Origin of the sequence: Streptococcus sp. ST14 (assembly GCF_046098195.1) — a bacterium.
In the GTDB taxonomy this organism is placed as follows: Bacteria; Bacillota; Bacilli; order Lactobacillales; family Streptococcaceae; genus Streptococcus.
Genome location: NZ_JBJUSF010000011.1, coordinates 1 through 23,229, shown reverse-complemented (window position 1 = coordinate 23,229; position 23,229 = coordinate 1). Strand labels below are relative to the sequence as shown.

23 protein-coding genes are annotated in these 23,229 nt (G+C 42.4%); all 23 read right to left on the bottom strand.

The features are described from left to right. Window position 1 precedes the first annotated feature (1 nt). Complete coding sequence (locus ACIY19_RS05095) at window positions 2–565, bottom strand: TIGR01440 family protein (RefSeq protein WP_162279543.1); 564 nt, start codon at window positions 563–565, stop codon at window positions 2–4. 109 nt (window positions 566–674) lie between these two features. After that, window positions 675–2,366 (bottom strand): sensor histidine kinase, encoded by a 1,692-nt coding sequence (locus tag ACIY19_RS05090; protein ID WP_409002850.1) that lies wholly within the window; start codon window positions 2,364–2,366, stop codon window positions 675–677. Next, the gene (locus tag ACIY19_RS05085; RefSeq protein ID WP_007521375.1) at window positions 2,363–3,100 is read right to left on the bottom strand and encodes a response regulator transcription factor; all 738 of its coding nucleotides are present in this window, start codon (window positions 3,098–3,100) and stop codon (window positions 2,363–2,365) included. The genes ACIY19_RS05090 and ACIY19_RS05085 overlap by 4 nt, the downstream gene beginning before the upstream one ends. A gap of 70 nt (window positions 3,101–3,170) precedes the next feature. Then, window positions 3,171–4,283, bottom strand: a complete 1,113-nt coding sequence (msrB, locus tag ACIY19_RS05080; protein ID WP_409002849.1) for a peptide-methionine (R)-S-oxide reductase MsrB — start codon at window positions 4,281–4,283, stop codon at window positions 3,171–3,173. 10 nt (window positions 4,284–4,293) lie between these two features. Next, a complete protein-coding gene (locus ACIY19_RS05075; protein WP_409002848.1) occupies window positions 4,294–4,860 on the bottom strand; it encodes a TlpA family protein disulfide reductase in 567 nt (188 codons plus the stop codon). 19 nt (window positions 4,861–4,879) lie between these two features. Beyond that, complete coding sequence (gene ccdA2 / locus ACIY19_RS05070; protein WP_409002847.1) at window positions 4,880–5,590, bottom strand: thiol-disulfide oxidoreductase-associated membrane protein CcdA2; 711 nt, start codon at window positions 5,588–5,590, stop codon at window positions 4,880–4,882. A 163-nt stretch (window positions 5,591–5,753) separates the two neighbouring features. Then, complete coding sequence (locus ACIY19_RS05065; RefSeq protein ID WP_000643823.1) at window positions 5,754–6,305, bottom strand: GNAT family N-acetyltransferase; 552 nt, start codon at window positions 6,303–6,305, stop codon at window positions 5,754–5,756. 297 nt (window positions 6,306–6,602) lie between these two features. Beyond that, on the bottom strand, window positions 6,603–7,427 hold the full coding sequence (gene nadE, locus ACIY19_RS05060; protein WP_409002846.1) for an ammonia-dependent NAD(+) synthetase: 825 nt from the start codon (window positions 7,425–7,427) through the stop codon (window positions 6,603–6,605). Beyond that, complete coding sequence (locus ACIY19_RS05055; protein ID WP_000283149.1) at window positions 7,424–8,884, bottom strand: nicotinate phosphoribosyltransferase; 1,461 nt, start codon at window positions 8,882–8,884, stop codon at window positions 7,424–7,426. Before ACIY19_RS05055 ends, nadE begins: the two co-directional genes overlap by 4 nt. Window positions 8,885–9,000: 116 nt before the next feature. After that, window positions 9,001–9,489 (bottom strand): DUF6773 family protein, encoded by a 489-nt coding sequence (locus ACIY19_RS05050; protein ID WP_000797143.1) that lies wholly within the window; start codon window positions 9,487–9,489, stop codon window positions 9,001–9,003. Continuing rightward, window positions 9,479–9,952, bottom strand: coding sequence for a DUF6773 family protein (locus ACIY19_RS05045; RefSeq protein ID WP_409002845.1), 474 nt, complete (start codon window positions 9,950–9,952; stop codon window positions 9,479–9,481). The genes ACIY19_RS05050 and ACIY19_RS05045 overlap by 11 nt, the downstream gene beginning before the upstream one ends. Beyond that, on the bottom strand, window positions 9,942–10,151 hold the full coding sequence (locus tag ACIY19_RS05040) for a helix-turn-helix transcriptional regulator (RefSeq protein WP_049478916.1): 210 nt from the start codon (window positions 10,149–10,151) through the stop codon (window positions 9,942–9,944). The genes ACIY19_RS05045 and ACIY19_RS05040 overlap by 11 nt, the downstream gene beginning before the upstream one ends. 198 nt (window positions 10,152–10,349) lie before the next feature. Beyond that, window positions 10,350–10,760 (bottom strand): GNAT family N-acetyltransferase, encoded by a 411-nt coding sequence (locus ACIY19_RS05035; RefSeq protein WP_000558473.1) that lies wholly within the window; start codon window positions 10,758–10,760, stop codon window positions 10,350–10,352. Between the two features lie 100 nt (window positions 10,761–10,860). Next, the gene (locus tag ACIY19_RS05030) at window positions 10,861–12,225 is read right to left on the bottom strand and encodes an amino acid permease (protein ID WP_001293566.1); all 1,365 of its coding nucleotides are present in this window, start codon (window positions 12,223–12,225) and stop codon (window positions 10,861–10,863) included. A 76-nt stretch (window positions 12,226–12,301) separates the two neighbouring features. Beyond that, window positions 12,302–12,784: a transcription elongation factor GreA gene (greA, locus tag ACIY19_RS05025; RefSeq protein ID WP_000818765.1), complete on the bottom strand. Its 483-nt coding sequence runs from the start codon at window positions 12,782–12,784 to the stop codon at window positions 12,302–12,304. Between the two features lie 62 nt (window positions 12,785–12,846). Continuing rightward, the gene (gene mltG, locus ACIY19_RS05020; RefSeq protein WP_409002844.1) at window positions 12,847–14,595 is read right to left on the bottom strand and encodes an endolytic transglycosylase MltG; all 1,749 of its coding nucleotides are present in this window, start codon (window positions 14,593–14,595) and stop codon (window positions 12,847–12,849) included. A gap of 74 nt (window positions 14,596–14,669) precedes the next feature. Then, on the bottom strand, window positions 14,670–15,173 hold the full coding sequence (locus ACIY19_RS05015) for a GNAT family N-acetyltransferase (protein ID WP_000702421.1): 504 nt from the start codon (window positions 15,171–15,173) through the stop codon (window positions 14,670–14,672). Beyond that, complete coding sequence (locus ACIY19_RS05010) at window positions 15,170–15,637, bottom strand: GNAT family N-acetyltransferase (RefSeq protein WP_409002843.1); 468 nt, start codon at window positions 15,635–15,637, stop codon at window positions 15,170–15,172. The genes ACIY19_RS05015 and ACIY19_RS05010 overlap by 4 nt, the downstream gene beginning before the upstream one ends. A 9-nt stretch (window positions 15,638–15,646) precedes the next feature. Beyond that, window positions 15,647–16,981 (bottom strand): UDP-N-acetylmuramate--L-alanine ligase, encoded by a 1,335-nt coding sequence (gene murC, locus ACIY19_RS05005; RefSeq protein WP_409002842.1) that lies wholly within the window; start codon window positions 16,979–16,981, stop codon window positions 15,647–15,649. 11 nt (window positions 16,982–16,992) lie between these two features. Then, window positions 16,993–17,604, bottom strand: coding sequence for a cystathionine gamma-synthase (locus ACIY19_RS05000; RefSeq protein WP_409002841.1), 612 nt, complete (start codon window positions 17,602–17,604; stop codon window positions 16,993–16,995). Between the two features lie 47 nt (window positions 17,605–17,651). Further along, the gene (locus ACIY19_RS04995) at window positions 17,652–20,747 is read right to left on the bottom strand and encodes a DEAD/DEAH box helicase (RefSeq protein ID WP_409002840.1); all 3,096 of its coding nucleotides are present in this window, start codon (window positions 20,745–20,747) and stop codon (window positions 17,652–17,654) included. A gap of 92 nt (window positions 20,748–20,839) precedes the next feature. Next, the gene (locus ACIY19_RS04990; RefSeq protein ID WP_409002839.1) at window positions 20,840–22,006 is read right to left on the bottom strand and encodes a MalY/PatB family protein; all 1,167 of its coding nucleotides are present in this window, start codon (window positions 22,004–22,006) and stop codon (window positions 20,840–20,842) included. Window positions 22,007–22,013: 7 nt separating this feature from the next. Next, a complete protein-coding gene (locus ACIY19_RS04985) occupies window positions 22,014–23,108 on the bottom strand; it encodes a cystathionine gamma-synthase (protein ID WP_409002838.1) in 1,095 nt (364 codons plus the stop codon). Between the last annotated feature and the right edge of the window lie 121 nt (window positions 23,109–23,229).

Sequence of the window (23,229 nt, the reverse complement as noted above, 5' to 3'; positions counted from 1 at the left end):
CTCATGACTTTCTGATAGAATCTTGTGGATACTGCGCACGCGCACCTCCGATTAGTTTGGGACGACTTGCAAGAGCCGTTACATGGGCATGCCCAATTTCTCTCAAAAGAGGGCGAATTGGAACCTGAACATGCTTGACATGCATGCCAATCGCAGTATCTCCGATATCCAATCCAGCATGGGCCTTGATAAATTCGACCTCAACTGGATCCTGCATAAACTTGAAGGCTGCCAACTGACCTGAACCGCCTGCATGAAGTGTAGGAAGGACACTGACGATTTCAAGACCAAACTGCTCTGCCACCTGACGTTCAACGACTAGGGCACGATTAACATGTTCACAACCTTGAACAGCTAGATGAATTCCTTTTCCCTCTAGGATATCTAGGATGGTCTTCACAATGACTTCCCCAATTTCTTGGCTGGATTCCTTGCCAATCTGACCACCCATCACCTCACTAGAAGAAAGGCCCAAAACAAAGATAGCTCCTTGCTTCAAATTAGCCTTGTCTATTACATCTTCTACAATCTGGCTTGTTGCTCTTTGAATGTCTTTTTCCTTCATACTTGATACCTCTTTTGTCACTATCTATCATATCTTTTTTTACTGATTTTATCAAGGCCAACTAATCATTCTGAATTTTAAAAGCAAAACTCCCAGAATAGACTGAGAGTTAGCTAATTACTATTTTATTAATGTATATTTCAACTATCGTCCCTTTTGAAGGTACAGAATTGATCTTCATCTGGTAATTGTCTCCAAAATGAAGTTTGAGTCGTTGGTCGACATTTTGTAGGCCAACTCCCCCACGTTTGAGCTGACTTTGACTACTATCGCCAGCAGCTTGGAAACCAACACCATCATCTTCAATGCGGATGACAAGCCCTGTATCCTGTTTCTGAACAGAAACTTTAATATGGCCCTGACCTTCCTTCTCCTTAATACCATGGTAAAGGGCATTTTCTACAAGAGGTTGCAACACCAGTTTAGGCAAGACTAAATTATCAAAGTCAGGTTCTTCATCAATCTCATACTCCAGCTTATCCCCATAGCGTTGTTTTTGGATAAAGAGGTACTGGCGGACATGATTGATTTCATCAGAAAGAGAAATCAAATCCTTTCCTTGATTGAGCGCCAAGCGGAAATAGGTTGCCAAGGACTTGGTCACCTGAACCACTCGCTGACTATCCTGAAATTCAGCAATCCAGATGATAGTGTCCAAAGTATTATAGAGGAAATGGGGGTTAATCTGGCTCGACAAGGCTTGAAGTTCATACTGCCGGGTCGCTTCTTCCTGCCTGCGCACATCTGTCATCAACTGATCAATCTGATCCAGCATGGCATTGAACTGACGAGTCACTTCTCTCAGTTCATAGGCGCCAGCTTCCTTAGCACGAAGATTTTGTGTACCAGAAGCAATTTCCAGCATGGTTTCTCTCAGATCCTTCAAAGGGGCAATCCAGCGTTTGAGACTGAACCACACCAAGCAGAGACAGGCAAGAAGAGATAAGGCACTAGCAGCAAGCAAGGTCCACATGAGTTGACTCCGAACCTGGTCTAACTTCTCCAACGAAGACACGCCTATAACCGTCCAATCAGTACCTGTAATCTGTTCCTGACTAACGTAGGATTGATGGTCCAGCGTATAGCCCTGCCCCGTCTCGATGTAGGGTTTCATGGCCTCCATTTCACTCGCTGAGCTATAGACAGTACGTTTAGGATGGTAGACAAATTCATGCTTTTCATTGATGATAAAGGCAAAGCCCTGCTGGCCCAACTGGAGTTGGTTGAGATAGGCTTCCAGAGTTTCGTAGGAAATATCCAAACGAAGTACGCCAAGATTGCCCCCCTTTGCATCAACAAGTTCCTGAGTAACAGAAATGACCCACTGACTATCTGATTTACGAGCTGGTGTCAAAACTGGCTTAGCTCCCTGATGGATAGCCTTTTGGTACCAATCCTCAGCCATCATATCTGAGGAAGTTTTCATCTGCACACTATCATCTGTAGAAATAACCTGACCGGATTTGGTGACCAGTACCACCGTTTTCAAGTCCTGGTCTGCCTTTAAGATCGTCAAAAACAGATCTCGGATTCCCTTGACTTGGTCTTGGTTAGGATTCTCAGCATAGGCTAAGACATCCTTCTGCTGGGTCAAACTGGTAGAGGTGGTTTCTAATTTTTTGATATAAGACTGAATAAAGTGGCTAGTTTGGCTAATGGTCGTTTGGCTATTGCCCTCGATAGTAGCCTCAATAGCTGATGAACTAGATTGATAATAGAAAGTCCCAACCAGAGCTAGGAGAATGAGAAAGACCAGAAAGATGGAAATAACCATTCTGACTAAAAGAGAAGAACGCTTCATCGGCCTTCTCCCTTCTTAAACTGACGAGGTGTCACACCTGCAATCTGTTTAAAACGTTGGGTAAAGTAGTTCATATCTTCAAAGCCAACCTTTTCGGCTATCTCATAAATCTTTAAATCTGTGGTCAGAAGCAAGAGCTTGGCTTGTTTGACACGCTCTCTCACTAGATAATCCTGAAAAGGCAGCCCCAACTCTTTCTTAATCAAGGAACTCAAATAAGTCGGACTAAAACCCAATTCACTAGCTAAAGACTTTAAACTAAATTGACTATCAGCCAGATGAGACTGGATCTTCTGAGCAATATTTCCCTCAAACTTATCAGTCAATAAATCTTGTAACTGCTCTTCCTTTTCTTCCTTGTCTAGTTTTTGCTTGATTTTCCCCAACATTTCCTCAATATCCTGACGAGAAAAGGGTTTGAGCAGGTAATCATCTACACCGAGTTTGACAGCAGACAAGGCATAATCAAAATCATCGTAACCCGTCAAAAATACCAGATGCACCTGGGGATAGGTTTCTCGTACCAGACTGGCCAACTGGATGCCATTTAGCTGAGGCATATTGATATCAGTTAAAATGATGTCTGGCACCTGCTTTTGAATCAAGTCCCAAGCCTGTCTTCCATTTTCAGCCTGACCGATGATTTCCATATCGTAGGCCGCTACATTGACCAACTTGGTCAAGCCTTGCCTTACCAGATACTCATCTTCTACGATTAAGATTGTGTAGGTCATGCTCTGCTCCTTTACCACTTACTAGTATCAGTATAGCAAAATTCTCCTCTAACTGCTTAGGAAAGACTTCTTAATCTACATAATCTAGTAAATAAGCGTAGCCTTTTTCTGCCATTTGGTCTTTGGGAATAAAGCGGATAGAGAGACTATTGATACAGTAGCGCAAGCCCCCCTTGTCCTCTGGACCGTCCGTAAAGACATGGCCAAGGTGAGAATCTCCAACTCGACTTCTCACTTCCATGCGCGTCATATTGTAAGACTTATCTTCCTTGTAGGTAGCAACATCTGGACTGATTGGTTGGGTGAAACTAGGCCAGCCACAACCAGACTCAAACTTGTCCTTTGATGAAAAGAGGGGTTCGCCAGTTGCCACATCCACATAGATACCAGATTCAAATTTATCCCAATAGCGGTTTGAAAAAGCTCGTTCTGTTTGATTTTTCTGGGTGACTGCATACTCCTCAGGTGACAAGGTCTTTTTCAATTCCTCATCACTTGGTTTAGGATATTTGCTGGCATCGATGACGGGGTAGGCAGCCTGATTAACATTGATATGACAGTAGCCATTTGGATTTTTCTTGAGGTAGTCTTGGTGATAATCCTCCGCCACCACAAAATTCTTCAAATTTTCCTTTTCAACTGCCAGAGGTTGGTCGTATTTCTTAGCAACTTCATCAAAGACTTGGTTGATTACTTCCAAATCCTTGTCATCTGTGTAATAAACACCAGTACGGTACTGGGTCCCCACATCATTTCCTTGTTTATTTTTGCTGGTTGGATTGATAATGCGGAAGTAATGAAGCAGAATTTCCTTGAGGGAAATTTGCTTGGCATCATAGGTGACATGGACAGTCTCTGCATGACCTGTTTGGTTAATCAATTCGTACTTGGTTGTTTCCCCTCTACCGTTCGCATAGCCTGAAACGGCATCTGTCACTCCAGGCACGCGTGAGAAGTATTCCTCCACTCCCCAGAAACAACCTCCAGCTAGATAAATTTCGTGCAAGTCTGCGTCTTTGCTTACTTCTGTTTTTTTCACTGTTTTTCCTCCTTGGCTAACGGATGCTTTCTCAATTTGCGAGCTATCTGTCTGCCCTGCATTTCGCGTCAATAGAAAATAAAAACCGGTTATGGCTAGGAAAAATACTCCTAGCAACAAGATGATTTTTAGCTTATCATTCATAGGACACCTCCTAGGCTAATTCCTTCAAAGTTTGCAAAATTGCATCTTTTTCCATAAAACCTGGTTGCGTTTTGACCAATTTTCCTTCACCATCTATAAATGCTTGAGTTGGGTAAGAACGGACACCATAAGTTTCCAAGAGCTTACCTGACGGGTCAACTAGGACTGGGAAATTTTTATAATCCAAGCCCTTATACCAATTCTTAAAGTCCGCTTCAGATTGTTCTCCCTTGTGGCCTGGTGACACCACTGTCAAGACCACATAATCGTCACCAGCATCTTTAGCGATTTCATCCGTATCTGGAAGACTAGCCAGACAGATGGAACACCAAGAAGCCCAGAACTTGAGATAGACTTTCTTGCCCTTGTAATCAGATAAGCGGTAGGTCTTGCCATCTACTCCAGTTAGCTCAAAGTCAGCCACCTCTTTCCCTTTAGCCGTGCTTGTTTTACTAGCTGTCTGCTCCATCTTCATTTCATCTTTCATTTGGTGTTCACTGGTCATGGACTTGCCTGAACAAGCCGTCAAACAAAGGAGCGAGCCTGCTCCAAGAACACATGTTTGCCATTTTTTCATATTGATATTCCTTTCCATTTTATTCAAATAATTGACTTAAAATTGAAGCATTTCCAAACAGAACCAAAAGTCCCATCACAATAATGAGAAAACCACCCACTTTTTTGAGGATTCCGAGATAGGGATGAAGTTTTCGGAAATGTTTCAAAACATAACTAGAGGCCAGAGCTAGAAGCAAAAATGGTAGCGCCAAGCCCAACGTGTACACCAACATGAGACCAGCTCCCTGCCAAGCACCTGAGCCACCTGAAGCCGCCAAGGCCAAAACAGATCCAAGAACCGGCCCCACACAAGGCGTCCAAGCAAAACTAAAGGTCAAGCCCAATAAAAATGCCTGACTATAGCCCTTACCATTTTGCCCCTGTCCTTGCAGTTGTAACCTCTTTTCCTTATAAAGCCCCTGAAAATGTAAGACTTCCATCTGGTGCAAGCCTAAGAGAATGATAACCACACCCGTCACATATTGGAACCAAGAAGCATAAAGCAAGTCGCCTAAAAAACCAGCTCCATAGCCTAGTAAGATAAAAATAAAGGAAATCCCCGCTATAAAGGCCAGCGTTCGCAATAAACTAGTAACTGAGATTGAAAATTTGCCACTAGAAGCCCGAGCACCATCTTTATCATCTAGTAATACCCCTGCATAGACTGGCAACAAGGGTAAGATACAAGGAGAAAAGAAGGAAAGAATTCCTGCCAAAAAGACACTTAGAAAAAAGAAAATATGACCCATAAAGTTCCTCCTATCATTTTATTGATAGATTTATTATACTCCTTCCATTTTCGAAAAAACAGGGACAATGATAGGGAAAAATAGGAATTTAATCAGATGATTTAGAAATCTGGCACAAAAAAAGCCAGACAAGGTCTGACTTTGGTAGAAACAGAAAAGAGAATCACCTGTCCTCCCTACTTATCTGGTAATAAATAAGGTCCGCAACGTAGTCTTTTCTCTCCACACCATTGGCAATGGTTTTTAGATAAGACATTCCCGCTTTTTCCATAACACGGCCTGAAGCTAGATTGAGACTAGCGTAACGAGCTCTGACTTTTTGAAAGCCTGCTTGAGTAAAACAAAAATCTAACACAGCTTTCAAGGCCTCTGTCATCATACCTCGGCCCCAAAAGTTTTTTCCTAAAACATACCCAATTTCACAACTTAAATCTTCCTCGTGCATTTCAATGATGCTGATATCTCCTATCACATGCTCTGGGTTCTCTTTGAGACAAATGGCCCATTTGTAATAGTTGGGATTAGTATAGGATGCAACCCAATTTCGAATCGAGTTCCGAGTCACCTCGACATCAGGATGAGGATCCCAGGTGACATAGATTAGATTCTCAGCAGACGAAGCCCAATTTTGAAACATGGCTTCCGCATCACTCTCCACAAATCTTCTCAAGATTAATCGGTCTGTCTGTAACATTTGCGTACCGATTGCTTTCATCATGTTACCTCGCTTTCTAAGCTTAAGGCTCAAGATAAAAAGACTATACTCAGTAACAGCTAGAAAACAAGTTTTTCATCTAGTTACTTGACGCAGTAGCTGTCTGGTTTGAAATGCACTTTACCAAGCTTCTTCAAACCTAGTCATCGTTGCGGGGGTAAGACAAGGAAAATCGAACTCTTCGAGTTACCGAATCTGCCTCGTTTTCCTGTTTCTAGACTCGGGCTAAAAAGGTCCCCCGGACCTTCCTCGCTTTCTCATTTCTAGGCTCAGGGTAAAAACCTCCACTGGAGGTTTTTACTCCCAAAAGTGATCAAAGACGGTGATTGGTAGGTGGCGTTTGTGTTGTCCTTTGTGCCACCAGTTTTCAATAGTCGCTTGGGCTTCTGGACTAACTTGCTTGCCTTCGAGGTAATCATCAATTTCATTGTAAGTGACTCCAAGTGCAACTTCGTCAGCAAGTCCAGGTTTGTCTTCTTCTAGGTCTGCTGTTGGGATTTTTTCATAAAGGGCTGGGTCTGCACCAAGTTCCTTCAAGAGTTGTTTTCCTTGACGTTTATTGAGGCGGTAAAGAGGGAGAATATCCGCACCACCGTCACCAAACTTGGTAAAAAAGCCTGTGATATTTTCCGCAGCATGGTCTGTTCCAATGACCGCTCCGCTATGGGCACCTGCAAGGGCATATTGGGCAATCATACGACTACGAGCTTTAATATTGCCCTTGTTAAAGTCTGAAACAGGACTTCCTGTCGCTTCGACTGCAGCTGTCATAGCATCAGCTGATTCCTTGATATTCACAACCAAGCTGACATCTGGCTGGATGAAAGCGAGGGCTTTTTGAGCATCTGCTTCATCCGCTTGCACGCCATAGGGCAGACGGACAGCAATAAATTGGTAGCTGTCATCTCCTGTCTCTGCTCGCATTTCTTCCATCGCTAATTGTGCCAAGCGCCCCGCCAAGGTTGAGTCCTGACCCCCAGAAATCCCTAGTACAAAGGTTTTAAGGAAGGGGTGTTTTTTCAAGTATCTCTTTAAGAAGTCAATGGAACGACGAATTTCTTCCTGGGCATCAATCACTTGTTTGACGCCCAGTTGCTGGATAATGGTCTCTTGCAAACTCATTCTTCTTCTCCTTCACCAAGGGCTTCTTTGCGCATCTTATCAATCAAGTCCATCTTATCTTGCCAAATATCACGGGCCAAATCTACTGGGTAATGTTGCGGATTGAGCACGCGCTTGTATTCATCCCATAGCTTGTCAAATTCCTTACGGGCATAATCCTGAATCTCAGTCAAACTAGGCAGGTTGTAGACTAATGTTCCTTCTTTGAAAATATCCACCAAGAGAGGAACGGCATCAAAATTACGAACGGTCTTTTTGATGTAGGTATAAGTCGGATGGAACATCTTGATTTCTGTCATGTCACTCACATCCACACCATCATAAGTAATGTAGTCCCCTTCTGACTTGCCTTTTTCACGGCTGGTAATGCGCCATACCTGCTTCTTACCTGGGGTCGATACTTTTTCAGCATTACTTGAAAGCTTGATGGTATTGCGCATCTTACCAGTTTCATCTTCGATAGCCACAATCTTATAAACCGCTCCAAGGGCTGGCTGGTCATAGGCTGTAATCAGCTTGGTACCCACCCCCCAAACGTCAATCTTAGCGTGTTGCATTTTGAGGTTAAGGATGGTATTTTCATCGAGGTCATTGGAAGCGTAAATTTTGGCATCTGGATATCCAGCCTCATCTAACTGTTGGCGAACTTTCTTGGAAATGTAGGCAATATCCCCAGAGTCGATACGAACGCCTTTAAAATTGATCTTATCACCCAACTCACGCGCTACCTGAATGGCAGCTGGCACACCGATACGCAACGTATCATAAGTATCTACTAGAAAGACACAGTCACGATGGGTTGAAGCATAGGCCTTGAAGGCTTCATAGTCGTTTCCATAAACCTGTACCAAGGCATGGGCATGAGTCCCCAAGACTGGAATACCAAAGAGCTTCCCGGCACGCACATTGCTGGTTCCATTAGCGCCACCAATCACAGCTGCGCGTGTTCCCCAAATAGCCGCATCCATTTCTTGTGCACGACGTGTCCCGAACTCCATCAAGGGTTCATCTTCGATAACCGAACGAATACGTGCTGCCTTGGTCGCTATCAAGGTTTGAAAGTTAACGATGTTCAAGAGAGCCGTTTCGACCAACTGGCATTGGGCTAGAGGGCCTTCAACTTGAACAATTGGCTCATTAGCAAAAACCAAGTCCCCTTCTTGGGCAGAACGAACCGTCAACTCCAACTTGAGATTGCGGAGGTAGTCTAAAAATGCCCCATGATAGCCAAGCGACTCCAAGTAGGCAATATCGCTATCTGAAAAGCGCAAGTCTTTAAGATAATGTACAATTCTTTCCAAACCAGCAAAAACTGCATAACCGTTCTGAAAAGGTTGCTGACGGAAATAAACTTCAAAGACCGCCTTCTTATTGTGAATCCCTTGGTCAAAGTAAACTTGCATCATGTTGATCTGGTACAAGTCCGTGTGCAATGTCAAACTATCATCTGGATACATCTGTTTTCCTTCTTCCTTCTTTACAAAGGTATGAACGTATTCTACCACTTTCACACCATCCGATAAATTAGTACTATTATAACACATTTTATCTGGATTGATAAAAAGCTAACAAGCTATTCTCCATTCTCCAGTTCATCCATATCTTGCTCAAACTTTTTCTGAGCCCATTCACCATAACTTTTAAGCCCGAGATTGCCGATAAAAACCCAAGGAAGGTAAATCAGATAAGTAATGACCCAAGCAGACAAGTATTTAACGTTCAGAGGATTGTGCTGATAAATTTCGATATTGAATTGATAATTCTGCAACATCAAGAGAGTCGTAATAGCGAGAGTTACCAGCAAACACCCTCCAATCGTAAAATGAAAACGACTATAGTAGGTCACTCCAAGTTGTCGTGCACGATTGAAAAAGAAGAAAATTCCTAAAAGAAGAGTAACCAGAAGAATATCAGGATTAAAAAGAGCAGGTGCTAATACAGCCACCAAATAACTTAGCAGAATGAGCCCGATAAACATATAAAAAGTCTCTGTCCCAGCTTTGTTAAACAGTTGTTCTTCTCTTTCGTCTAATAATTGATAATAAAAAAATCTATTTTTCATCTTCTTCCTCCCAAACTTGCTGATTTCTGCGATTCAAGTATAGGATAACTCTATCCATAGAATAACTCCCAACGAGATAGATGATAACTGCTAGAAGCACTTTTAGGGAGTACTTCCAAGTCAATAGATTGACCAGTTCCTCGCGATTGCCTACGATATCAATCAATAAAATCACTATAGAAAATCCCAAAGCAGATAAAATTCTTTCTTTTCCAGTATTCTCAACAATGTCTCGAATGTCAATTCCAACATACATGCGGCGAATAATGGCATACAAACCGACTCCAATCAATAAAAGTAATTCTGGTAAATAGGACAGAAGCGTTAAATTGAAGATATAAAGTTTGGCAAAAATTTCCAGTGCTAAAAATAGGCACATTCCCAAGAGAATTTCTCCTGAAATCTTTCCGTCTAATTTTTCCGTACGTTCATCTTTGATCACAAGTTTTTTTCTATTTTTCATCTTCTTCCTCCCAAAATAGTTGGTCTAAAGTTTTGCCTAAGCATCTGCAAATGGACTGGCAAAGGGAGAGACTAGGATTGTATTTCCCAGCTTCAATCAAGCCTATAGTCTGCCTAGTAACACCCACAGCCTCTGCCAAATCCCCTTGTGTTAATTCACGCTCCACCCGAGCTAATTTTAATTTTAAATTTTTAGCCACTAGAGTCCTCCTTCACATTTTTAAAAAAGTTGCGCTTCTTTTAAAAACATTATACCATATATCTAACTTAATGCAATATATAAATGTCATTTTGTAAGATTTTATTAACAAAAAACTCTCTATCATCTTACATGATAAAGAGTATTCGTTCTTTTTTGATACTTAGCTAAGTTCCTCTCCAAAAGAAAGAAGTCTAGGTCACAAATCTTTTTGATAATAGTATCTTTGCCCTGTGTAGGGATAGTCTTGCAAGGTAAAGACTTCCTTGTAGCCATGACTTAGATAAAAATCTGGCGCTTGAAACTGGTAAGTATTCACAAAAGCAAAACGACAGTTTCGATTCTTGGCTTCATTTTCAGCTCGCTGCAATAGTTTTGAACCAATTCCTTGTCCCCTCAATTCCTCTCTCACAAACAAATATTCGATTTCCAACCAATTTCCGAAAGTCTCTGCTACTAAGCCTGCCATGAGATTGCCCTTTTCGTCTTCGACATAAAGGTTCAGTGGCTCGCTTTCAGCCTCTTCTCTTTTAGAACGATTATAAGCACGAATCAAGTCCCCTATTTCCTGCGCTTTATGAGATTCCTTATTTTCCAATCTAACGTGCATCCAAACCTCCTAATAAACTGCTACAGCTTGATTATAGTCTTATTTAGATGGACTGTCAAACTAGAAAAAACTCACCAAGCAGAGTTGATGAGTCCATGAGTTATTTTCTAAATTTCCACTGGCTATAAATCCCAAAAACAAGGATCCAGATGGCAGAACCAACTGCCCCCATAAAGGTAGACTCTTGCAAAAAGAGAGTCGCAAAAACAAAGACGAAAAAGAGAATGGTTAGGGGATTAAGCAAGCGATACTGAGGCATGAGGTAGCCATCAGCCATGAAGTCTTGTGACTTGCGGTATTTGAGATGGGCCACCATAATCAAGATATAAATCGCGATGTAAACACCTGATGAAGATGCTGTAATCAAAGCAAAGGCATCTGAAACACCTGGCAACACATTGATAAAGGCAGCCAGAGCAATCAAAATTGCTGAGGCGATGATGGCATTTTGTGGAACATTGTGGCGAGAAAGGGTATCGACCTTGATGGCCTTTAAGAAACGATTGGGCGAATCATGGGCAATCTGATATAAGTGTCTCCCTGTTGAGTAGAGAGTTGAGTTAAGAGCAGACGCCGCTGAGGTCAAGACAACAAAGTTGATTAGAGCTGCTGCCCACTTGATACCCGCCAGTTCAAAAACCGTTACAAATGGAGAATCTGAAGAATTAAGATAAGACCAAGGAATAATGGCCATAATCGCAATGAGAGCTCCCCCATAGAAGAAGATAATTCTAAGAGGAATTTCCTTAACAGCTTTGGGCAAGACCTGACGAGGGTTCTTTGTTTCAGAAGTTGTCACCCCGATAAACTCAATCATCAGATAGGCAAAAAATACCATTTGAAAGGCCATGACAAAGTTCATAACTCCGTTTGGAAAAAGAGAGAATTTGTCGCTGATATTTGCCAAACTTGCAACACCATGCGGTGTCTTAAAGCCTGTCAAAACCATAAAGACCCCAGTGGCAATCATGGCTAAAATCGCCACAATCTTGACCATAGCAAACCAAAACTCGACTTCTCCAAAGAGCTTAACCGCAATCAGATTGACTAAAGCCAAAATTGTTAAAAAGACAAGTTGAATCATCCAGCTAGGCCAGGTGGGAAACCAGAAGCGAACATAATCTGAGATGGCAGTGATTTCTGCCATACCGATAAAGACAACTGACAACCAATAAGACCAAACTGAGAAATATCCCCAACCTTTCCCCAAATGACGGGTGATAAAGTTGATAAAGGTATGTTGTTCTGGATCCTGATACAGCATCTCCCCAACAGCCCTCATCATCAAAAACATAAAGGCTCCTGTAATCATATAAATCAGGATGATAGAAGGTCCTGTAAGGCTGATAGAGCGACCAGCACCTAAGAAAAGTCCTGTTCCGATTGTTCCCGCAATGGCCATCACCTGAACATGGCGATTGGTTAAACCACGCTCCATTTTATTTTTCTTCTTATTTTCACTCATATAGTCTCCTTTTTATCCAATAAACCAAAAAGGAGTTGAGCAAGGCAAGGCCTTCACTACTCCTTTTTCATCCTATTTAGGCTGTTTTCTCAACCTTTAAGATTTTGACATCATAGCTACCAACTGGTGTTTCAATCGTTGCAGTATCACCAGTCTTCTTGCCAATCAAAGCACGGCCAATCGGACTTTCATTTGATACTTTACCAGCAAAAGCATCTGCACCTGCAGAACCGACGATGATGTAGACCTCTTCTTCGTCTTCACCGACTTCTTGGATTGTTACTGTTTTACCGATTGCTACCTCATCTTGGGCAACTGCATCGCTATTAACAATTTCAGCATAGCGAATTTTTGTTTCTAGACTTGAAATTTGTCCTTCAACAAAAGCTTGTTCATCTTTCGCTGCTTCATACTCACTATTTTCTGAAAGGTCTCCATATGAACGAGCAATCTTGATACGCTCTACGACTTCGGGACGTCGAACGAGTTTCAACTCCTCTAATTCTTTTTCTAGTTTTTCCTTTTCTTCAAGGGTCATTGGGTAAGTTTTTTCTGCCATTTTTTTAACTTTCTATTCTATTTACTTTTTTAAAACAAAATTATGTGGAAAACCACATAATTTTAGTTTGAACTACTTGCTTGAGGTAACTTGCTATTGATATGCTCTGCAACGTTTTGATCATGTTCTTCTTTTGTTGTCGCAAAGTATACTTTACCGTCTTCAACATTGGCTACAAAGTACAAGTACTCACTCTTTGTCTGGTTTACACTTGCTTCAATCGCATCCGAACTTGGGCTATCAACCGGTCCAGGCATGAGGCCAAGGTGTGTGTAAACATTGTATGGTGAATCAATCGTTGTATCAATTCCAGCGTCATCTGCTAAACTAATCTTTTGACCAAGTTTTCCTTGAGCATATAGGATAGCGATATTACTTTGAAGTGGCATACCGACATTCAAGCGGTTATAGAAGACACCTGCGATTTTCTGGCGGTCTTCGGTCTTAGCACCTTCTTTTTCGACAAGAGAAGCAATGCTGAGCAATTCATTAACTGTCAGATTCTTTTCTTTGATCGTAGCGTAATATGGTGACATAGCCTTATCCATAGCAGCTACCATCTCATCAATCAAACTTTCAACAGTTGTGCTATCTTTGATCGTATAGGTCGCTGGGAAAAGGTAGCCTTCAAGACGATAACGAACGCCGCTGTCTTTTGTTGGAAGACTTCCAAGTAGGTTTGGATACTTGGATACTAATTGTGAGATAAAGGTCTCATCTTGAGCTTTTGCCAAGAAAGCTTCCGCAGTAAGAGGTTCTTTAAATTCACCTTGAAGTTGTCCTACTGTTTGAGCGATTTGCTCTAATGTATAGCCTTCTGGAATGGTCAAGTTTGCAAGAACAGGTGCCTGAGCTTCAGGAGTCCCACCTTTTTCCAATTCTTGAATCAACTCATCCGTACTCATACTCTTCTTCAAGTTGTAATAACCTGACTTCAAGTTAGCATGGCTATAATATTTAGCATAAAGGCTAAAGATAAGTCCATGTTTAACCAAACCAGATTTTTCCAAGGTGCTTCCAATTTCTTGAACATTTGCACCGTCTGGGATTTGAACCGTTACGTAATCCTTAGAGCTCGCATCAACAGGCTTCAAGGAATCTTGAACGTAACCATAGCCAAAATAACCACCACCTGCAACGAGTACTAGGAGAACTAGAACTGTTACTAGGCATCCTTTGGATTTTGATTTTTTCTTTTTCTTAGTTGATGTTGCACCTTGACGACGACTACGACGAGAACCCTCTCTTAAGCTGTCTGAGGACTCAGTAGAAACGGGCGCCTCAATCTCATTCTCAGGAGCAATTGAATCATCGGCTTCTTCCGTCTTATAGGTCACCGCTATCTTAGTCGGAGTATCGTTAAATTCTTTTTCTTCGGGTTTAAGCTCAACTGGTTCTACCTTAGGCTGAACAGGTTCCACTACAGGTTCTTCAACCAGATGAATCGGCTCTACTAGAGGTTCTTCAGATTCTACAACCTCAATCTTGTCGATGATTGGCTGTCTAATCTCTTTCTCTTCTTGGTCATCTGTTTCATCAGTTCTAGCACTTGAAAGTGGAGGAACACTTGGTGCATTCTTTAGGATTTTATCGACAACAGACAGGGAATCAGCCATCAACTCTTCTGTTGATGTTTCTGGTTCAAGATCTGAAGGAGTTGCTGAACTAGCTTGAGATGATGAAGCCGTCAGATTTGGAATCTCTACTTCTTTCTCTCTTCTATCTTGTTCTTTTACTCTTTCTAAATCACGTAGAATCTGCTCTTTAAAGCTTAATTTTTCTTCTTCTCTTGATTTTTCAGTCAAAAGCATTACCTCCTTGTTGACAATCCATAATATTATATCTTAAAAGTCGCAGAAAAGCAACCAACTAGGGCATTCCCTAGCTAGTTTTCTTTATTTTCAGGCTGCCAAACCATATCATACCAGGTTTCCCCAGCAAAGCTTGACTGGGATATTCCTTCATTAACAAAGCCGTGCTTTTCGTAATAGGAGATAAGGTAATCATGACACGTCAAGTTAATGCCCTCTCGCTCATGTTCTAAAGCGACTTCTTTCAGAGCCTTTAATAGTCTTTTCCCTACCCCCAAAGCTTGTGCTTCCTTGGCAATAGATAGGCAAGTCACAGAAATATAACCTCCAGGTTGATGGCTATAGTCTTTTATTTCTTCTGTAAAAGACTGATCATCTAGATGGCGGTGTGGGACGACTGGACCTTCGATATAACCAAGAATACGCCCCTCTTTTTCAGCTACCAGAAAACTGGTCTGAATTTCCCGCAAATGCGCCTCAAAGACCGAACGAGGAATGGCTTCTTCAAGGGAAAAATTCTCTAGCTCTATCTCTATAATCCGATCTAAATCCGAAAATCTTGCTTGTCTGATTTTCATATTTCCTCCTGATAAAAAGGATTTTCCCAAATCAGATACCATTCAGAACCACTGCCATAATGACTCTCTGACACTTCTTCTTCAACAAAGCCATTCATTTCAAAATATGATAGTAGTTCATCAGGACTCTGCAAAAGAATACCTTGATAATCTAGTTCGACTGTCACCTGTTTCAAGGCCGCAAGAAGAAGAGTTCCCAACCCCTGCCCCCAATGGTCAGGATGAATAGTCAAGGATTTTACTTCTATCCATTTGGGATGAATAGACTGAACTTCTCCCAAAACATAGCCTAGGAGCTGATTTTCATCCCCAGCTACAAGAAAGGTACCCGCAGACTTGCGGATACTCTCTTCTAAGGATTGGCGGCTAAGTGTCTCTTCTGATGAAGGATTGGCTTCTTCAATCGCCAACATTTCTTCTAAATCTGATAGGGTAGCTTGCCTTATAGTGATTGGAATTTCCATCTATTTTCCTTATTGGACGTTGCTTGTCAAGTTAGACAAGAGACGTTCAAATGAATATTCATAGGTTTGGATGTCTCCTGCACCCATAAAGACGTAAACAGCATTGTCATGGTCTAGGAGTGGAGAAACATTTTCAACAGTGATAACCTGATGTTTCTTGTTGATTTTATTAGCTAGGTCTTCTACTTTGACATCACCATGGTCCACTTCACGAGCTGATCCATAGATTTGCGCTAGGTAGACGGCGTCTGCTTGATTCAATGCATGGGCAAATTCGTCCAACAAGGCAATGGTTCTTGTAAAGGTATGCGGTTGGAAGATTGCCACGATTTCCTTGCTTGGATATTTTTGACGAGCCGCATCCAAGGTCGCAATGATTTCTGTTGGATGGTGGGCAAAGTCATCAATGATCACTGTATCATTGACAATTTTCTCAGTGAAACGACGCTTAACACCTGCAAAAGTTTTCAAGTGTTCACGGACCAAGTTCAAATCAAAACCTGCTGTGTAAAGAAGGCCAATAACAGCTGTCGCATTCATGATATTGTGACGACCAAAGGTTGGAATGTGGAATTGTCCCAATTCTTGTCCACGGAAGCGAACTGTAAAGGTCGAACCAGTTGTTGAACGAAGGAGATCACTAGCTACAAAGTCATTGCCTTCAGCTTCAAAACCATAGTAATAGATTGGAGCATTGGCTGTGATCTTACGCAACTCAGCATCCTCACCGTAAACAAACAAACCTTTGGTAATTTGTTTGGCATAGTCGTTAAAGGCATTGAAAACATCCTCTAGACTTGTAAAGTAGTCTGGATGGTCAAAGTCAATGTTGGTGATGATAGAGTATTCTGGGTGGTAAGGCATGAAGTGACGCTCGTATTCGTCTGATTCAAAGACAAAATATTTGGCATTGGCTGAGCCACGACCTGTCCCATCTCCAATCAAGAAGCTGGTATCTGTGATGTGAGACAAGACGTGTGACAGCATACCTGTTGTTGAAGTTTTTCCATGTGCTCCTGCCACTCCCATGCTGACAAAGTCGCGCATAAAGCTACCTAGGAATTCGTGATAACGTTTGTAGCTGATACCATTTTGATCTGCATAGGCGATTTCAACGTTATTATCTGGACGGAAGGCATTCCCCGCGATAATCTCTACATCACCTTGTAGATTCTTTTCATCAAAAGGAAGAATCGCAATCCCTGCCTGCTCTAGTCCACGTTGAGTAAAGTAGTATTTATCAACGTCTGAACCTTGAACCTTATGTCCCATTTGGTGCAACATCAAGGCCAAGGCACTCATCCCTGATCCTTTAATTCCAATAAAATGATATGTCTTTGACATGTTTTTCTCCCTTATTCAGTGATTCTTGTCAGGTTCAACTCTTGGGCAACCTGACGTTCCTGTTCTGTTTGCTTATTCTTTTTATTATAAATTTGGCTCTTCTTCAGAAAATCATAGTTGTTCTTTTTAGCTTTTCCAGCTTGATTTTCTAAAGTCGGAGTCACTACTTGTCCAGCTTCTTCAGCTAAAATATAGTGGGACTGTCTCAAGTTTTTGCTAAATTTGGCAAACTCACCTGGATTTTCCTTTTGAAATGGTGCTGTTGGTTGGCTTCCATGACGAACAAGTTTTGAACCATTGTGTCGTCTAGTATGGCTAACATCTTGGGTCAAATACTTGGCTGAACGTTTCTTCTTCAAGTCCGCACGCGCCTCTTCTCGAGCCAATTCAGCATAGGTTTTTTCAACTCTTTTAGGTTCTGGGCTTAGCTTTGACTCCTTGTTAACCACTGGAGAAACTACGGTTTCTTCCTCATTGATAGGAGACCATTCCAAATAGTTCTTATCGCGGTAATCACCTTTGATATTGCTAATAAAGTCTGACTCATCGTACAAGTCCATGACTGGCATTTTGGTCAGCATGATCTCATCATCTGACACCAATGGAAATCGATCTTGTTTCATTTTGTATTTCCTTTCAACACTTCATTATAGCGTATTGTCTTGATTTTTCAAGTGCTGGCTTCAGAAATTCCCAAAATTTCACGAATTTCTGCCAGACTGAGACTGGCACGCGACTCCGTACCATCTAAAACTTGGGAAACCAAATGTTTCTTTTGTTCTTGAAGTTCTTGGATTTTTTCTTCAATGGTCCCCTTGGTAATCAAACGGTAGACCTCGACCATCTGCTCCTGCCCCATTCGGTGGGCTCTTCCGATAGCCTGGGCTTCGACAGCGGGATTCCACCAAAGGTCAACCAAAATAACCGTATCAGCTCCCGTTAGATTGAGACCAACACCACCCGCCTTCAGGGAGATGAGAAAGGCATCTCTCTCCCCTTGGTTAAAGGCCTTGGTCATCTCCTGTCTGTCTTGAGCAGGAGTTGAACCTGTGATTTTGAAGGAGGTCAAGCCCAAGTCTGGGAGTTCTTGCTCGATTTTTTCCAACATTCCTTTGAACTGCGAGAAAATCAAGACCCGATGCCCACCATCAGCCACTTGTAGCAATAAATCTCGGAGACTATCGAGTTTACCACTGGCTCCCTGGTAATCGTCCATGAAGAGAGCTGGTGTATCGCAGACCTGGCGCAATCGCATGAGGCCAGATAAAATTTCTACCCGACTTCTCTGGAATTCTTGATCTGTCACTTGCGCTAGGCGGTCTCGCATCTGTTGCAACTGGGCTAGATAGATAGCTTTTTGTTGGTCTTCCAGTTCATTTTTATAGACGACTTCGATCAGATCAGGCAGTTCTGTAAGAACTTCTTCTTTCTTACGCCTCATGACGAAAGGCTTGATAAACTGCGCGACTCGGTCAGCCGGTAATTTCATAAACTCCTTTTTACTTGGCAAGAGCCCCGGAAGCACAATTTGAAAGATAGACCACAACTCTCCTAAATGATTTTCGATGGGCGTACCCGACAAAGCAAAGACTGCCGGCACCACAAACTGGCGCAAACTCTGAGCAATCTTGGTTTGGGCATTTTTCATGACCTGGGCTTCATCTAAGAAGAGAAAATCAAAAGCCATCTCTTGATAAAGCTCGCTGTCTTGACGAAAGGTGGCATAGCTAGTCACATAGATTTGGTGATTTTCAGAAAGAATCGCTTCTCGATTCGCTTTCAAACCATGAACGACAGCCAAATCCAACTGTGGGGCAAATTTCCTGAATTCATCTGCCCAGTTGTAGATTAAACCTGACGGCGCTAAAATCAAGACCCGACTGTCTTCTGTCACCTGACTGGTCAAAAAAGCGATGGTTTGCAATGTTTTTCCCAGTCCCATATCATCTGCCAGAATGCCACCAAAGCTATAGTGATGAAGCATCTGGAGCCAACGGACTCCCTTTTCCTGATAGTCTCTCAAACTCGCCTGCACCCGTATATCTCCCAAAGGAAAGTCCTCTGGATGGGTCAAATCATGAGCTAAATGCTGAAATTCTTCCGAGAAGGAAATCCTGTCTCGACCTTCAAACAACTGAGACAAACTGTAAGCTAGGGATTTCCGAGCCTGAAAAGAACCATCTTTTAGCTCAACTCCCAGTTCCTGCAAATTTTGACGAATCTGCTTGGTTTCCTCATCAAAAAAGTACACTTGGTCAGAACAACTGATATAGAAATCCTGATTGCTGGTCAGGGCTTTAAGAGCTTGATCAATCTCTTCTTGGGCAATCCCTTGGAAATCAAACTGAATCTCCAACAGTCCTCCCTTGGACTCAATCTGAACCTGAGGAGCTTGGACACTGTATAGCTGATTCATTTCATCAGACAAGAAAACCTGACCCAATTTCTCAAAAGCTGGAATCGTATGGTGAAAGAAAGAATAAACTGCCTCTGGCTTCAAAGCCTGTCTCCAAGACTGAAAATCAGCCTCAAAACCAGCTCCTAAACAGACTTGAAATAGCTGGTTTTCCAAGACGGCATCGCTTGAAAATGGTAATTGTTCCAGCTGTTGCTGACTAGTCACCTTAAGATCTCCATAATCAAACTCGATATCCAAACGAATGCGACCGTCATCCTCCCTATCAAAGTAAAAGATTGGTGAAAAGGATCTGATTTGCAAGCGCTCAGGAGCAGAAACTATGCCCAGCTGTCCAAACAAAGGCAGACAGGCGGCTAGGCGGTCACGATCACTGTTGTCAAACTGGAGGCATTTTCTCCCTCTTTCCTCCTGAGGGAGCTCCTTGAGTTCCTTTAGGAGGCTGATTTGTTTAGGGTTTAAGAGATAAAGATTCCCCTTACAAAAGAGAACCGCTCCCCCATAGAATACGTTGACTCGCTCACTTTCAGTAGTCTCCATCTCAAAATAATCGGGATACTCCTGCACGGAAAAAGAGAACAGTTCTGCATCTGGATCTAAATCATGAAAGAGAAGATTTTCATAACTAGTAATCTGATGTTCGAAATGAAAATCCTCCAAATTCATCAGCAACTCTACCCCCTGCTCAAAAAAGGTCAGAGGGAAAAAGAGGTGACGACCTTGATTGGGGAAAAAGAGGTCTTGACTCAGCCCCTCCTCAATCAAGCCACATAAAAAAGTAAGAACTTCTTGACTAGCTGTATCAAAAGCATCCCAAGACAAGTCGTTTTCATAGTGTTTCCCAATCATATATGGCTTTCGATGGGCCAAGACCTTCAAAAAGAGAGGGATGTCACGAATGACATAATATTTTTGACTATCAACTAAACCGATTCGGAGTGTCCAAAGGAGGCGATTGGTTCCAGCTTCTACCTGACCTTGAGCCGACAAAGTGTAGATTTTTTCTCGCTTCTGAGGTTGGATCCGCTCCAAAAAACTACCGCCAAAACTAACCTTGGTTTCGACCTCTTCTTGCTCTTCATGTCCTTTTTCTAAGGCTTGTAAAATCACCTGGCCTTCTTCATCATTTTTCAGATAATGCTCGAGCGCTGCGAGGTGAACACAGTAACCTCTTTTTTGGAAAAAATCGCAAGCACAAAAAACCAGATCATCCTCTAAACTGTAGCGCAAGTCTTCTCCCGCCACACGAGTATAGAGGCGATTCCCTTTTTCCTTGATGATTTCAATCTTGCCTGTCTCATAGAGAGTAACGCCCTCCATGCGCAACTTCCCCGGAATCAATTTAGCCATAGTTACCCCTTTATCTTATCTTTTCATTATACCACATTTTCCCCTACGAAAATAGCCTTCTAGGAAGACTTTTCTCCTAGAAGGCTCGGTTTTTAAAGTGTAACAAAAGTGGTCACGATACGTTGGCAAACCTCTTCCAGTACTGACTTCGGCATAGCTACATTGAGGCGGGCATGAAGAGTTCCTTCCTCCCCAAAATCCAAACCTCGGTTCAAGATAACCTTGGCTTCATTCTTCAAAAGCTCTTGCAAGCGGTCATCCGTTAGGTCATAGGCTGAAAAATCAAGCCAGATCAAGTAGGTACCTTGTGGTTTCATGACCTTAATCTTGGTTTCGTTGCCCAAAACATCCACTACATAGTTAATGTGGTCCTCGATGACTTCTTTTAACTCTCCTAACCAGTCCTTACCATAACGGTAGGCAGCTTCTGTCGCCAAATATCCCAAGCCTGAGATTTCATGTTGGTTATTGGCCAACTGGCGTTTTTGGAAAGCCACACGAAGCTTGGGATTTTCAATAACTGCATAGGAATTCTTTGTCCCAGCAATATTAAAGGTCTTAGTGGCACTGCTCAAGATAAGGGCGAAGTCTTTAAAAGCAGGATCAATGGTGTTAAAAGACTGGTGTTTGTGACCAAAGAGGGCCAAATCTTGGTGAATCTCATCTGAAACAAGCAAAACACCGTGTTTTTGGCAGAGATGACCAATCTTTTCTAACACTTCCTTTTCCCAAACACGTCCACCAGGATTGTGGGGATTGCAAAGAATATAAAGCTTCACATCCTCTTCTAACAATTGCTTCTCTAACTGGTCAAAGTCAATCTCAAACAACCCATCCTTTTCCACCAAAGGATTGGTAATCAATCTGCGATTGTTCAGTTTGACACTGCGTGCAAACGGTGGATAGACCGGTGTATTAATCAGAACAGCTTCTCCTTCTTTTGTAAAGGCTTGAATAGCTGTTGAGATAGCTGGTACCACTCCCTCTATAAAGACGAGGGCATCCTTGTCAAAGTGATAGCCGTGTTGACTGGCTTCCCAGTCCTGAACCGACTCAATCAAAGCATCGCTAGCATAGGTATAGCCATAGACCAACTGATCTGCGTAGGCTTGTACAGCTCGTCGAACCTCAGGCAAAACCACAAAGTCCATATCCGCTATCCAAGCTGGTAGAACTTCTCGATCAGCTTCCGCTTCTTTCCATTTATAGGTATGGTGCCCAAAACGATTGGGCAGGCTTGTAAAATCATATTTTCCCATATCTATCTTATCCTTCCAAAGCTTGGAGCAAGTCCGCAATCAAATCTCTAGCATCTTCAATCCCGATTGACAAGCGCAAGAGGTCATCTGTTAAGCCATAGGAATGGCGCACTTCTGCTGGAATATCCGCATGAGTTTGAGTCGTCGGATAGGTGATCAGACTCTCCACCCCACCCAAACTTTCCGCAAAAGAGAATACTTTCAAGCTATTTAAAATATGAGGAATACGTTTTTCATCCACTACTTTAAAGGAAATCATACCCCCACGTCCAGTATAGAGCACTTCCTTGACAGCAGGTGAATCCTTCAAAAAGGCAACCACTTCTTGAGCATTGGCTGTAGAACGCTCCATACGAAGAGGTAGAGTTTTAAGACCACGAATCAACTGATAACTATCAAACGGTGACAAGACTGCACCTGTCGTATTCAAATTGTAGAACAGTTGCTCATATAGTTCTAAACTATTAGTCACAACCACCCCAGCTAAGACATCATTGTGGCCTGCCAGATACTTGGTGGCAGAATGAAGAACGATATCCGCACCATCTTCAATCGGACGTTGGTAAATCGGACTGTAAAAGGTATTGTCCACCACAACCTTGGCACCCTTGGCATGAGCTAGTTTGGCTAGTTTGGCAATATCAAATTCCAACATCAAGGGATTGGTTGGCGTTTCGATATAAAGAACATCCACATCCTTTTCTAACTCAGCGATCAGCTCTTCTTCTGTATTGGCATAGGTAAAATGGAACCGGCCTTCTTGCTCCACTTGGTTGAACCAACGGAAAGAACCTCCATACAGATCGCGCACAGCCAAGACTTTACTTCCTACTGGAAAGACGCTAAAGGCCAGTACAATCGCAGCCATACCTGAACTCGTCGCTAGGGCATAGTCTGCTGATTCGATTGCCGCCAAGACCTCCTCCGCCTTACTGCGAGTTGGGTTTTTAGTACGGGTATAGTCAAATCCCGTAGACTGGCCAAACTCTGGATGCTGATAAGTGGTTGAAAAATGAAGTGGCGTCACCAAGGCACCTGTTGCCTTATCTGACTTGATTCCCGCCTGGGCCAAAATTGTGTTGATGTGTAGTTCTTTGCTCATACAATACCTCCAAATCTATAGTAACTATTGTACCACTTATTTTCGGCTCTATAATATTTGTAGTGGGTAAATCCCTTATAGATATTATGGAGCCTATTTTGTTGTAGAAAAAAAGTCCCAT